Source organism: Enterococcus sp. AZ067, from assembly GCF_051715005.1.
Taxonomy (GTDB): domain Bacteria; phylum Bacillota; class Bacilli; order Lactobacillales; family Enterococcaceae; genus Enterococcus_D; species Enterococcus_D casseliflavus.
The window spans coordinates 3595265-3608895 of record NZ_JBIOSY010000001.1; the positions used below are offsets into that span (position 1 = coordinate 3595265).

Below are 13631 nucleotides of genomic sequence, written 5' to 3' on the forward strand. Positions count from 1 at the left end.
GCAAATGTATAAAAACAATCACAGTGTTTAAAAATGACATATAGAGAAACGTACTAATCGAAAGGTCCATGTGTTAGATTGAAAGTTTAGTCCTTACATGTAGTTGAAGCTTTCCTATTCCAGTTTTATCTTTTATTTTTCCACTTTCTTCCGCCTGGTCCTACGTTATCTTCTTTAGCATAGCCTGTTTTAGGATCTTGTTAAGCAAAGCATTTTTCCCGTTTACTTTTTGGTTAAAATTCCTAAAGTTGATACGACTATTCGAATCTAGTAAACCTTTAGGAATACCATGAGCTTTAGCAGCATTATTTTGTGGATTCTTTAGCCCATCATTAATTGTTTTATATGCTCGGTGCTTACATCGATCATAATTTCACCTAATACAATCGCTTCAGACGCAGACAAAGCAATTTGTCCAGCACTAGGAATAAAGTAAACTCCTGCAAAGGTAGAAAATTTCATTTGTCATTAAGAGGTATGTATACTCATTAATCGTGAGGTTATTATCCAGTAAAAAATTGACAACTTCTAATGCTTTTCGTGTATTACGGGGAATCAAACAAGTTTTGTAACAACGATTTCATCTTCAGGCTTCAGACCAACTATCAGCTGATTAAATGTTGGACAATCCCGTATCATACCTATAAATGTTTCAGAAAAAATGCTCCTTCTCAACACCGTTCACAAGTTGTTGTTGAATCTACTCTTTCGTAATTTAAAAAGTGGTTCAGACACATGCATAATCATATTTTGTATCTCTCCTACTCTAACAAATCATCTATCGTGTATGTGGAGAAACCTTCATAGAAATAGCTGACGTCGATTCCTTTCATATACAACTCGCGATCATTAATTTTGTCAGTCAATGCCTTAGAAATTAGATAGCGTATCTCTAAATCATTTATGGGACTTCGCTCCATTGCCGAAAGGTAATCTTCTTTATTGATCAAGTTCCAATCTACAACCTTTTGCAATTCTTTTTTTAAAATGAGAGCCAGCCAAATTCTAGTAGTCCGACCATTTCCTTCACGAAAAGGGTGAGCGATATTCATCTCTACATATTTCTTGATAATCTCCTCAAAAGAAGTTTGCGGTAGCTGATCAATATGTTTTAAAGAATGCTCCAAGTACATGACCGGCGCAAATTGAAAATTTCCTTTTGCGATATTGACCGTTCGAATATTTCCAGCAAAATCATAAATCTCTGAAAAGAGAAATTCATGAATTTCAGCTAAGCCTTTAAAAGTACCCACTTCGATTTCATTTATTTTCCCCGAATCGTATAATTTTTTCGCTTTTTGCTTGCTTAGTTTTTCTTCAGCCCTGTCTAATGCAGCTTGATTGGTTAAACCCAAATTGTTATCTAAAATCATGCAAAATCCCCCAACTTAATGACATTAGTTTATAAACTACTCACAAGTCTATTATACTGAGCATTTATTTGTGTATCAAAATCTATTAAGTTTATGTCACCATTCAAGATTTGTAATTAATCTCATAAATTTAATTTTTAATTGAGCAGTGAATAATTTATGAGTTTATGGACACGAAAATATAATAATGCATATCAATCATAGTATCTAAAAAGAGTGTCCAGAAAATGACTAATTTCTGGACACTCTTTTTAACAATTTAATCATACACATTCTATTATTTGAAATCTAATTTTCACAATATATCTGGTCGCCAAGAACGGTTTATATAATTCATTCAGAAGAAAGACCAACAGCGTATACTCTGTTGGTCTCGTAAAAAAATTGGAAATAAGCATATTAAAAGAGACGCCCCCAATTCTTGTCTCTTTGATTGGAAGATAATCAATCCTTTATTTTAAATCAACGATTGAGAACTTTTTTCGACTTTCCGATTTTAGATAATTTAATAGCAATTCTTTTTTGTAACATATTATTTGTATGCTTACTGATTAAAATATGAAAATAAAATAAAATTTTAAATCTTTTAATTTTACCCACAAAGTCACATTTCAAAAAAAAATTTAACAATTAATTAAAAGGTAGAAAAATTTTAGGAGGAAAAAGAATGGAATTCATTGCTAATTTGTTTCGAGAAAATAATAATTTATTGGATATTTTTTTTCTTGTAGCAATTATGGATATAGTAACAGGATGGATAAAAGCGAGTGTAAAGAAAGTCTGGCTTTCAAGCCTTAGTTGGAATGGCTTATGGAAAAAAGTAAGTAGTTTTGTTCTTATAATATTAGCTAAAATATTGGACTTTATTATTAAAGAAAATGGAATTCAATTTCAGTTTTCAGTTTATAATTTGTTTATATCTTTATTAATTCTTACAGAAATAGGAAGTATAGTAGAAAATCTGTATGAAAGCGAATTTGTAGAATATTTAAAACAAATACTGAAAAAAGCAAAAGATACGATTACCAAGGACTTTTAATGTCACAACATAACTCATTTTACGACATTTGTTTATGATTCGAATCAAATAATTTATTGAGGTGAAATAAAGTATGGATAATTTGGATACAAAAAGTAGCGGAGATCCTTGGGTTGAAAATGTTCAGACTTGGTTAAATGAAGCATATGGATCTATCCCAGGATGGGGAAGTGTCCCTAAAAATGGAAAAACTGGTTGGCCAACAATATATGGCATAATTAGAGCTGTACAGTATGAATTAGGAATTTCTACATTTGCTGATAACTTTGGAACTACTACACAAACAAAATGGGATGAGAAAATTGGTAGTATTCTTGTTGAAGGAAATAAACATAAAATTATTCAATTAATCGATGCTGGAATGATTTGTAAGGGAATGGGAACAGGATCTTTTAGCGAAGAGTATGGTCAGGCATCAAGAAATGCTATCTTACAGTTTAAATATGCTGCTGGAGCATCTGACACGACTGATAGTTTCTCATCAATGTGGGCTAAAGCTTTGTTTGATATGAGCGCATTTAGCTTAGTATATGGGGGCAGTTTAAAAATTCAAAAGGTACAGATGTATTTAAATCAAAAATATAGTAGTTATACAGGTATATTACCATGTGATGGTTTGTATCAAAGAGATACTAACAAAGCTTTAATTTTTGCATTACAAGCAGAGATGGGTATGTCTACAAGTGTAGCTAATGGTTTTTTTGGTGAAGGAACGACTGCAAATTGTCCAACTTTATCACCTTCAAAAGGTACAAAAAATAATATTGCCATTTTGCAGGCTGCTTTGACTGTTAATGATGAATACAGTGGCAGCTTAGATGGAATCTGGAATTCTGCTTTATCTACAGCGACAAAGAATTTCAAAAAATTCATGAATATATCTCCTATTGATGATACCGCCAATATGCCTGTAATCAAAGCATTATTGACAACAACTGGAGACACTGCACGAAAAACATTTGCATGTGATACTTCTTATCAAATACTAACCCCAGACCAAGTTGACATTTTGAAAAATGCTGGATATACCACAATTGGTCGTTACTTGACAGGTACTGTTGGAATCGGTGATACTGAACGCCCTAAAAATTTGAGTATTAAAGAATTAAAATTATTAGAGGCTAATAATTTTAAAGTTTTCCCAATTTACCAAAATGGTGGAGCCTCCTTATCTTATTTTTCTAGATACGGCCAAGGAATTAATGATGCAATCCAAGCAGGTGCAGCTGCTAAATCTCTAGGTTTCAAAAATGGAACCACTATATATTTTGCTTGTGATTTTGATGTTTTAGGAAACGAAATTCCTGTAATCGTTAGTTATTTAAGAGATGTTGTTCATACGATGCAAAGCAAGTATCCTGAGTATGGAGTTTCTTTATATGCTCCTAGAAATGTATGTACACAAGCCATGGATTCAATTATACAAATTCAAAATTGTTTTGTGTCAGATATGTCTTCGGGCTTTAGCGCAAATCTCGGATATAAAATGCCTAAAAATTGGTCATTTGATCAATTTTATGAATATAGACTTAACGGTATTGACATAGACAAAGTTGGTGTTTCAGGATATTGGGATAGCGGTCAATCTTCTTTTAATTATCCGACAGACTCTGAAAGTTCTTTAGAATTAGAAGAAGCAAAAAAAGCTGCCATCGCAAAGAAAATCACAGATGCTCTACCACTATTTAAAGAAACTTTGACAACAGAGTTTTCCTCTGAAGTCGAACAAACAGCAGTTGTTGGTAATATAGTTTTGCAATTAAAAGTATCGAATAGTCTGGATGTTTTTGATGGAAAATACGCAATGTTTAAAATTGAAAATGGAAAGCCAGAGCTTAAATTTCAAAAAGATATGCAGCTAATTCAAGACCTTATTGATTTAACTGATAAAAATAACCAAGTAGTAGATATTGTTAATAGAATTAGTGGAATAATGAATAACGGGAATATTCAGATTTCTATGGATATTAATGATGCTGGTGCTATTGGTGTAGTAATTAAATCTACTGGGAATGATACTATAAAAGTTAACAATGAGTCATTAAACTATAATTTTTCTGTATCTTTAGGGATTTATTTCGATCCAAGGGAACTACCACCTGGACTTTCTCCGGAACTAGACAAATACAAAGTTGAAGTAGCCGAAATGGATCGTCGAATTAGTTTAGCTTTAGGTTCTATTGCTCTAACACCAGTTGTTGTACTTGCTTTCTTAGGGCTCTCCGGAGCAGCAGCTGGAACTGGAATACTAAAAAGTGTTGCAGTAATAATTTCTACAATGCTAACTTTATTGGCAAAACCTTTTAAAAAATAAATATTTACTATTAAATAAAATTTACGATAGAAAGTATGCTGTCGCCTCCTATAATTAATAGATTGTAGGAGGCTCTATTAGTCGAATAGTATCACACAAGACATCACTAATTATTTAGATAAGGAGTTGAAATACATGGGTATTGAAAATATGATTGGATGGATGGAAAGTCGAAAAAATAAAGTTAGCTATTCATTGAAAAATAGATTGGGACCAGATAGTTATGATTGTAGTTCAGCGCTTTTCTTTTCACTAATTGCGGGCAATTTTTTACCAACGAATAGTATGGGAAATACTGAAACTCTATTTAAAATGAATGGCACATTACTATACAAAATAAGTCGAAAAAATGTTAAACGTGGAGATATTTTTATTTCTGGAATACCTGGTTATTCAAATGGTGCTATGGGGCACACTGGAATTTTTATTAATGAAAATAGTTTTATTCATTGTTCATATACATGGAATGGTATCCATATTGATAAAGATGATAGTTATATGGGAACAAATTTGAAACATAATTTTTATAAAATTACCGATACTAAAAATAATATTCCAAGTAAAAAGTCAATAGAAACTGTAGCAATAGAAGTAATCCAAGGATTATGGGGAAATGGATCTTCTCGTATAAAATTTTTAGAAGAAAATGGATACAATCCAATAACTGTTCAAAATATGGTAAATGAAATTTTAAAAAAAAATTATTAATTTCTATTAAATAATCAAAGATAGATAATTATCATAGGTATATTTTCAGTCGTGTTTATTAAACACTTCGATCTTTAATCGCTCATAAAAGAATCCACATACAGAGTTAATAGACGAACAATCTTTTTTTGTAAAAAAGCAAGTAGTTACTATTAAAATCATAACCACCCTTCAAAAGGGTGGTTTGCTCTGAGGCTATAAGCCTCTACTACTATCCAGCATCTCAAGGCGCTAGCTTTCACTTTGTTCAAGCCACATTTGGTTTTATCACTTTTGCTACCTCTTAAGTGGTAGTATTATCACTTCTTAACCCTTAAAAGGGTCGGCATATTCTCGAACACTTAATTTATCTAACGCTATATCATGCTTTTATTGCTCATGAATATATTTTTTGATGGTCGCTTCGTTGAGCCCTGCTGTACTAACATAGTATCCTTTTGCCCCAAAATAGCGATTCCCAAATTTATACTTTGAATTGGCTTGTTTATCAAAAATCATCATAACGTTTTCCCTTTTAAATAACCCACAATACTTGAAACACTCATTTTCGGGGGAATACTTAAAAGTAAATGTACATGATCGGACATCATATGCCCTTCTATAATTTCAACTCCTTTATAGCTACACAATCATTTTATAATGTCTTGTAAGCTTGCTCGATATTGAGTATAGATGATTTTTCTTCTATACTTTGGAGTGAAGACGATACGGTATTTGCATAACCATTTTGTATGGGTTAAGCTAATTGCTTTATTAGCCATTAAAATCTTTTCCTTTCATTACTGTGTGGCCTGAAAAACTAAATTTTAACGCTAATGACGAGATTTTTTTGTAGAACTTTTTAACACTCCACCCGCAAAGCAGGTGATTTTTTGTTTCGCACGCTATACGAGCTCAACTGGGTCTGAAGACATAACAAAAATAAGATCCATTTAAATACTCTGTTCAAATGGATCTTATTTTATTTTCTGTTGAGCTATATTCAACAATACTAAATGTCGAAAATCCATAGCTAAGAACCAAATTTTGAATATATATATTGACTTAAAATGGTAGTCACAAAAAAAGCAATAATTAGTACGACTCTATTTTTAATAAGGAAATTGGATTTTGGAGTATAGTACCCCCCCTCTATAACAACTTTTAAAGAATTATTGGGTTGAGCATTGAGGTAATTTTCCCAAAAAATTTTAATTTCTATATTTGAATATACTTTTTTTAAATATAAGAAAATAATCAATTCAGCTAAAAGATACACCTGAAAGAGAATTAAAAGTGCGCTTATCCAATACAATGAAGAAAATAGTGGAGTTAAAAAATATATGATTATAAAAAAAATCTGAAATATAATTGGTAAATAATGTATTATAAATCCTGATTTAGGATTATTTTTAAAAAAATAATTACTTTGTTTTTTTAATGTTTCCTCGCCATCTTTTAAAGACAATGAACCAAATTTATTTGCAATTTCTTGATATATTTTTTGATTTTCAGTTTTATTAAAGTGTAAAATTATTGCGCTTATTATTAGAAACATCCAATATAGTAGAATATAAATAAACATATTGTCCTCCTTGCTTATTATTTTATATGATGGAGCTAAGCCTGCGCTTTTATTAAAGAATAAAAAGCGTAGCGATTAATTGATATCTAATCCGATTTTTATGTATTTACTTATAGAACCTTTTGATTTTTTTATAATACTATGTGGTAATTCTTAATATAATTTACGTAGTGACTTACGATAAATTTTTATAGAAATCAAATATTCTTTGTCACATAAAGTAATTTTTTGCTTGTTTCAATATTTTTTATTCTCAAGTTTGGTTAAAAAATGAGATTTTTATTTTTTTTATAAAAGAAGAGACTAATCAGAAATTTGTCTCTTCTTTTATCTATTTACTTGTGATTTTTGGTATAGTATATTTCATTAATAAATATACTATACCAAAATTGTCTGTATATAATTGTAATTTTTTTTTATGAATCATCTTAAAGCATAATCATATGTTCGATATTCAAATTTAGCTACTATTGTCCTATCTGCTTCGGATCGGGGTATACTAATAGTTTTTGTCACTCTATAAGTTCTACTAAAAGAGTTTGAATAGAAAATTGTTCTCCATGATAACACATTTTCATGATCAAAAGTGAACCCTCCTGCCGAATTACGTACTAAAAAGGCTTCTGAAGTACTCGGAACAGTTGCTTCTTTTTTTGCTGCGCGGAGAACAAATAATAATGGCTCACTATTATCCCCCAAAGTTACATTAAATAAAAATTTTTTACCATTAATATTAATACTTGCATTAGAGACTCCTAATGGATATTTTTCAGCTTCTTGTTTAATAGCCGATTCTACTTCTTCAGTTATACTTTCAGCAGTAATAGATTTTTGCTCATCTGCCCAACTTGTCTTATAAGAAAAAATACATATTGTCGATATTATTACTAATAACCATCTTAACATTTGCTTTTCCATAATGTAATCACTCCATTCAAATTAAACAAGAATAAAAGTTAGTATTTATCTTGTCCCTAATTTAACTTGCAAGTTTTAGTAGATATCTATATATAGTGTACTCTACTTCTTCTACCTGGAGTATTGATGGTAAATAATTAGTCCTTTTCTTTTAGTTGAAATTCCTCCTTCCCTATATAGATCATTTTAAGATTATCAATATCAGAATAGTAAGCCAAGTAAGAATAGTCTTCTGACATATAATATTTGTCTTGATTTAGTTTTATCAATTCTGTTCTACTTCCCTCTGAATCTTGTCCAATCACACTTGTTCCTTTTAATTCAAGATCTTTACTAGTATCTATACTTACCGAGATAGGTGAAACTTTAACTAATACTGTTCTATCTTTATTTACAAATAATTTCTGAGGTAAGTCATCAAAAGAACCCAGTTTGAGTGTCCAGTCAGAGGAAATAACATCAGTATATAACTCACCATAGATATTTACTTCTTTTATATCCTCTTGATCCTCATTAGAAAAGACAAATTCTCTAGCATATTCTCGATTAGTTGAATGATATCTTTCAAACATATAAGTATTAATAGGATCTTTAGTAATATTGTTGGTTGAATTTGCCGAAACTAAAATATTATCTATTGACTGATGTTCACTTTGAATTTGAAAGCGGAATTGATTGTTATCGCTGTTAAAACCAACTATTTCTATTTCATTATTTAAAAGGTGCTGAGTTTCATTTACTTCATATTTCAAAATAGATAACTCTTTACCATCTGACGCTAGCCCAGTACTGCTTAAAATAGAACTTCGTGAAATATACTCATATTTATTAGTCTCTAAATTATGAAGATTGCTTAAACTTATCTTTTCACTTACTATTTCTGGAGAAGTTTGTAATTCCTTAATCGCTATTTCCGATAGTTTATCAAAGCTCGTCAAAATAAAATATTGTTTATCACTTTCATCTTGCGGTGTAATTTCCTCAATCATTGAAACCCCTGAGATACTACCTGGTTCAATTCTAATAGATTGATTATTACCCTCAATAGATATTATATTATAATAGACGCTATTATCTTTAAAACTTTGCAACAAATTTATGGTTATATTCTTTTTCTTAGCACTATTGTCCCCTTTATTTGTTAACAAAGAACTAAAATTATCTCCAAAATAATTATCAATTATTTTATTTATATACGGATAGCTAGCAAAACCAACTAAGAAAAAAAGGACTACAGATATTATTAACGTGTGTATGGTATGCTTTGAGCAAATAGTATTTTTTCTCTTACTTGCCAATATCACTGTATCATAAATTTTATTTTTATTGATTTCATCAAATAATCCCTGCTCACTTAAAAATTCATCTATTTTATTTTCTTTTATTTTATTTTTCATAATTAATTCAATTCCTCCTTTATCATTTTTCTCAATTGTTTTTTATAGTAAAAGAGTGTATTATTTATTTCTTTAATTGATATAGAAAGATCTCTTTGTATCTGTTTTGGCTTTTCATTCAATATAAGTCTTCTAATCATTATGTTCCTCGCTTTTTCTGGCATATTGATAAACATATCCAGATAAGTATCATCAAACCATTCGGGTTTCGAACTAAATTGATATAGATTAATTAACGAAAATGATATTTTCTCTTCTTTTTTTTCTTTTTTTCTTTTATTCTTTGAAAGACTGATTACTTTCCAAGATAAGTATGTCTTTAAAGATGATCTTTTAGGATTGTACTTTTCAGGATAATGCCAAATAAAAACAAATGCATCTTGAACAATTTCTTCAATTAATTGTGGCCTTTGTCCAAAATCTTGGGAAATAATAGTAGCTGCTACACCATATAAATAGTGAGAGTAATCATCTATTATAATTTTTATGGCTTCATTATCTTTCTTTATTAGCATATCCTTTAAAATTTCATCATTTTCATTCATTTTTCAGTTCCTCTCCTTTATATATATATACAAGACTTACCATTCAAATTACTGAACAAATTTTAAAAAATTTTTCTAAATATGCAACCAAATCATCTTCACCAAGCAGTTTTAGATTTTTAAGAAATTTTTCTAAACTCTCCCCTTTTATTTTTCCGAGTTTATACTCGCAACACATATGAATATAATTGATTATAAATTTTTCTCTCAACGAATAAGAGAAACTAGAATCATTTCGTGCAATTTCCAGAAAATATAATACTAAATTGAATTCATTTGATTCAAAAAAGAGAATACTACAATTAATACAAAGTATTAACAAAGTTCGATCAAATTTTCTATTTTGGCTATAAAATTCTGCTTTGTCTAAAACCTTCTTTAATTGATGGCTAATAAAAGCGGTATCAAAAATGTATAAGCAGTTCATAAATATAGTTATCTCGAAATATCCCCATGTCTCTATACTATTCAAATAATCCTTCAAATAGTTAATGTTTAGATTTTCTATTTTTTTGAAAAATTTCACTGTGTTTTGCTTTTTTGACATAGCTCCTTTAAGTTGAAGGTAAGTTGCTAAAAATAAAATATCATCTGTATTAGTAAATTTTTCAATTAAAAATGTTAATTCCTCGTTACTTACCATCTCATTCTTCATATACTTCAAATACAGTTTGTTGCTACTTTTGTATTTATCCTCCAAGGTATGTTCATTAATATACATATAGAATTCTTCTATAGAAATATTCATTTTTGATATAAATTTAAATAGTTTTTTTACTGGTATGTCATGCGTTTGATTCTCATATGAAGCCAAAGTGTGCCTATCACATATACCTTCTGCTAATTTCACTTGGGTATAACCTCGTTCTACTCTCAATTTTTTCAACATTACTCCTAAATTTGATTTCATATTCATTCCATCCTTTTTGCCTAAATTTTAACCATTTTATTTTATTTAAACTAACTAATTGTATTATTTAATTATATCAAATAATAATTTTAGGAGATGGTATTATGTGGGAATTAAACCCTTGGTTTAATCTAAAAAGAGGCAAGTTAATAGTTTTACTATCACTCACAGTATTTATCTTTATCTCGTTTAGTCGCAATGTTACGGCTGAACAAACTGTTGATAATAATTCTTATCAACAGTTAAAATTAGCATCGTGGAAATTTGAAGCAACTGTACCAAAGACAAAATATATTGAAGAAAAATGGCAAAATGGTAAATGGGTTCAAACTTACTCAACTACTACTGCTTGGTTAACAATCCGTTGGGATAAAGGATATGATTCTTATAAGAATAATTATAACGAAAAAATTTGGTATAACGATAATGGAACTTACAATAAGCGAAGTTATTACTCTGCCTATACATATACAACTTGGTAGATTAAATAATGTTCTTTTGAACGAAGAATAAAAATATAAATAAGTTTGAATGGTATTCCTTTGTCTAAAGGAATACCATTTTTCGTTCAATGTTCTTTAAGTTAAATAATTTTTTAGTGTTTATACTTCAGTCGCTATTTATTTTCAAATGGAGATAGATAAAAAAATAATTCTGTCACAAGGAGCATTTTCTCACAACATACCTTCTAAATTAGTAGGAGTGTGTTTAAATGTCATTTTGGGAAGAATTAGAAATTAAAGTTAATATATATATAAGTTCAAGAAAGAGTTATGATATGGATGATATTATTTTATGCTCATCTAAGTATTTAAAAACTTGCGCTCATAATTCAAGAAAAAAAGCTGAAAATCTAGGAGTCTATATACCTTTTGAGGATTTTTATAGTGAATATTTATTGTCATTTTGGCAAGGTATAGAAACATTTTTAGATTCAACAAATCTTTCCTTAAAAAATATAATCCTTAGACGATTATTTATTGCAGAAAAAAAAGTTTGGAGATTGTACAAGAAAAAAACTAAAACAGAATGGGACAAAAATGGTGTAAGCTATGCATCAGCAAGATGGGAAGAATTGAATAATGAAAAAGTAACAAAAAAAACGTATAACCAATTTACAGATTATATGTTAATTATGAACGATGATTTTCGTAATTTCGCAAACGAGAAACAAGAGAATTCTCAACTAATTTCTTTGCTATTATTTGGATATTCACCTTCTGAGACAATAAAAATTATGGGGATAAGCGATAATTATGATACCGCATCTAGAAAAAAAGTCGAAAGAGCTAAGAAATCTTTTGAAAGGTATCTTAATTTAAATAAGTATTCTATTTTTATGTAAACAAAATACTATAAACTATTGTTTAAGTATCAATTCATAAAGAAATATGGTGCTTCTCACTTTTATTTTAGGTTTTTGGACCCGTTGCTGTCCTTGAGGATAATAGACCGGCTTTTTCACCCAAAGATGTACAACACAGAAGACATAACTGTAGCTAAAAGTTCTTTCTACTGCCCATTCGGTGCAGCCATGAGTATCTTGGGTTATATTTTAATATTCCCTTCAAACCAAGGAAGAGCAGAGATATTTTGAAGAAGTGTCTGCTATAGCCTTAATAGACGAGTCAAATCCTGATAGATTAAATACCGATTTCAATTATGCAGAAAAAGAAAAATAGATCTATATATCCTTTAGAACAAGAAAATTAAAAGGTCTCACAATATAAAATCGATAAAAAAACAATTTTTTATTTAACGCAGAGTATTTCCGCCAATATACTAACAAGACTCTTTAGATTATTCTAAAAAAGAATAGGCTTTTGCTTATTCTTTTTCTTTGCGTTGAGAAGTAATCTTTTACAAAAATAATCGCATTCATCTTTAAATTTATTTACACATAGCACAAGAATTTCCGATTCAAGTTTTTTGACTTATCTGATTTAATATCAAATTTCCAATATTTACATAATTAGTTGATGAAGTCTAAAAATTTTTTTCGTTCGCTTGACCTCTAAAGCGAACATATATTCTAATGAATGTAGTTAGTTTACACAAATTGATTGTTTTTTACATTTAAAAGATTACAAAGGTCGGTTATTAAAAAGCAGATATTTTATATTCATCATATCTTACTAAATAGTTTTATCTGAATAAACGATCTGAACCTCACATTGAATGGCTTTGACAAAGTAAACTACGCAAAAATTACTTAACAACACAGTAAAACACATAACAGAGATGTAACTACGTTTGGAGTTGATTTTATGGATTTTTGGAATGACTTATAAATTATTTTGGAAACGGATACTAAGATACGGGAAAGTACTACATTGAAAAATGTGATTAACCATCTTACTCCCTATTTAAAAAATGCAAGAAGCGCACAATTTCGTGCACGAATGACTGGTGCCTATGTACCATTTGAAGATTTTTATAGCACGTATCTTGTGTCAGTCTGGAAAGTTCTTGAGGACCTGCACGCGGAAGTAATAGATATCAAAAAAATTAAGACTATTGTTTTATATCGATTAAAAATAGCTGAAAAAGACGTTTAGAGAACTTATAAGAAAAATTCAAATAGCGTAACAGATATAAATGGCACTACTTATGAAGCAACTCATTGGAAATCATTGGAGTGTACCTTGCTTGATTCAATGTATGAAGATTTCAATGATTTTTCTCTTATTTTCAAAGAATTGTTTTTAAAATTTAGTCAAAAAGAACCCACTGAAACATACTTTTTCTTGTTGTTAATTCAGGGATATTCTACTTCAGAAGCCGCAAAAATTGCTTTTGGAGAAAAAAATATACTAACAAATTTCGCAAACAAAAGAACGTAGTAGAAAAAAATTTAAAAACT

Annotated in this window: 12 protein-coding genes and 2 pseudogenes; 6 read left to right on the plus strand and 8 right to left on the minus strand. The window is 29.4% G+C overall.

Translation table 11 applies throughout. The features are described from left to right. Nucleotides 1–490: 490 nt before the first annotated feature. Nucleotides 491–700: pseudogene (locus tag IGI82_RS17105) on the minus strand (recombinase family protein); the annotation flags it as partial. Between the two features lie 61 nt (nucleotides 701–761). Beyond that, nucleotides 762–1373: a protein adenylyltransferase Fic gene (gene fic / locus IGI82_RS17110; protein ID WP_271771879.1), complete on the minus strand. Its 612-nt coding sequence runs from the start codon at nucleotides 1371–1373 to the stop codon at nucleotides 762–764. A gap of 667 nt (nucleotides 1374–2040) precedes the next feature. Here fic and IGI82_RS17115 point away from each other — a divergent pair. From IGI82_RS17115 to IGI82_RS17125, 3 genes are all read left to right on the plus strand, one after another. Beyond that, nucleotides 2041–2412 (plus strand): phage holin family protein, encoded by a 372-nt coding sequence (locus IGI82_RS17115; RefSeq protein ID WP_087628143.1) that lies wholly within the window; start codon nucleotides 2041–2043, stop codon nucleotides 2410–2412. Nucleotides 2413–2485: 73 nt separating this feature from the next. Then, nucleotides 2486–4726, plus strand: a complete 2241-nt coding sequence (locus IGI82_RS17120; protein ID WP_271771875.1) for a glycoside hydrolase domain-containing protein — start codon at nucleotides 2486–2488, stop codon at nucleotides 4724–4726. A 135-nt stretch (nucleotides 4727–4861) separates the two neighbouring features. Next, nucleotides 4862–5434 carry a peptidoglycan amidohydrolase family protein gene (locus tag IGI82_RS17125; RefSeq protein ID WP_270290804.1) on the plus strand — a complete coding sequence of 191 codons (573 nt, stop codon included), beginning with the start codon at nucleotides 4862–4864 and terminating at the stop codon, nucleotides 5432–5434. Nucleotides 5435–5740: 306 nt separating this feature from the next. On the opposite strand, the pseudogene tnpA reads toward IGI82_RS17125, so the two are convergent. From tnpA to IGI82_RS17155, 6 genes and pseudogenes are all read right to left on the minus strand, one after another. Continuing rightward, nucleotides 5741–6195, minus strand: a pseudogene (gene tnpA / locus IGI82_RS17130) (IS200/IS605 family transposase). A 251-nt stretch (nucleotides 6196–6446) separates the two neighbouring features. Further along, a complete protein-coding gene (locus tag IGI82_RS17135; RefSeq protein ID WP_115232965.1) occupies nucleotides 6447–6998 on the minus strand; it encodes a hypothetical protein in 552 nt (183 codons plus the stop codon). Between the two features lie 423 nt (nucleotides 6999–7421). After that, nucleotides 7422–7916 carry a hypothetical protein gene (locus tag IGI82_RS17140; RefSeq protein ID WP_115232966.1) on the minus strand — a complete coding sequence of 165 codons (495 nt, stop codon included), beginning with the start codon at nucleotides 7914–7916 and terminating at the stop codon, nucleotides 7422–7424. 137 nt (nucleotides 7917–8053) lie between these two features. Beyond that, the gene (locus tag IGI82_RS17145) at nucleotides 8054–9313 is read right to left on the minus strand and encodes a hypothetical protein (RefSeq protein WP_115232967.1); all 1260 of its coding nucleotides are present in this window, start codon (nucleotides 9311–9313) and stop codon (nucleotides 8054–8056) included. 2 nt (nucleotides 9314–9315) lie between these two features. Further along, nucleotides 9316–9858: an RNA polymerase sigma factor gene (locus IGI82_RS17150; RefSeq protein ID WP_438842553.1), complete on the minus strand. Its 543-nt coding sequence runs from the start codon at nucleotides 9856–9858 to the stop codon at nucleotides 9316–9318. Nucleotides 9859–9901: 43 nt separating this feature from the next. Continuing rightward, on the minus strand, nucleotides 9902–10768 hold the full coding sequence (locus IGI82_RS17155; protein ID WP_375820239.1) for a helix-turn-helix domain-containing protein: 867 nt from the start codon (nucleotides 10766–10768) through the stop codon (nucleotides 9902–9904). Between the two features lie 104 nt (nucleotides 10769–10872). Between IGI82_RS17155 and IGI82_RS17160 the strand changes: the two genes are divergently transcribed. The 3 genes from IGI82_RS17160 to IGI82_RS17170 all read left to right on the plus strand — a co-directional run bounded on the left by IGI82_RS17160 (nucleotide 10873) and on the right by IGI82_RS17170 (nucleotide 13611). Then, on the plus strand, nucleotides 10873–11250 hold the full coding sequence (locus tag IGI82_RS17160; protein ID WP_115232970.1) for a hypothetical protein: 378 nt from the start codon (nucleotides 10873–10875) through the stop codon (nucleotides 11248–11250). A gap of 230 nt (nucleotides 11251–11480) precedes the next feature. Next, complete coding sequence (bacL2, locus tag IGI82_RS17165) at nucleotides 11481–12113, plus strand: BacL2 family protein (RefSeq protein WP_271771871.1); 633 nt, start codon at nucleotides 11481–11483, stop codon at nucleotides 12111–12113. Between the two features lie 1300 nt (nucleotides 12114–13413). Beyond that, nucleotides 13414–13611: a hypothetical protein gene (locus tag IGI82_RS17170; protein ID WP_141373897.1), complete on the plus strand. Its 198-nt coding sequence runs from the start codon at nucleotides 13414–13416 to the stop codon at nucleotides 13609–13611. Nucleotides 13612–13631: the final 20 nt, after the last annotated feature.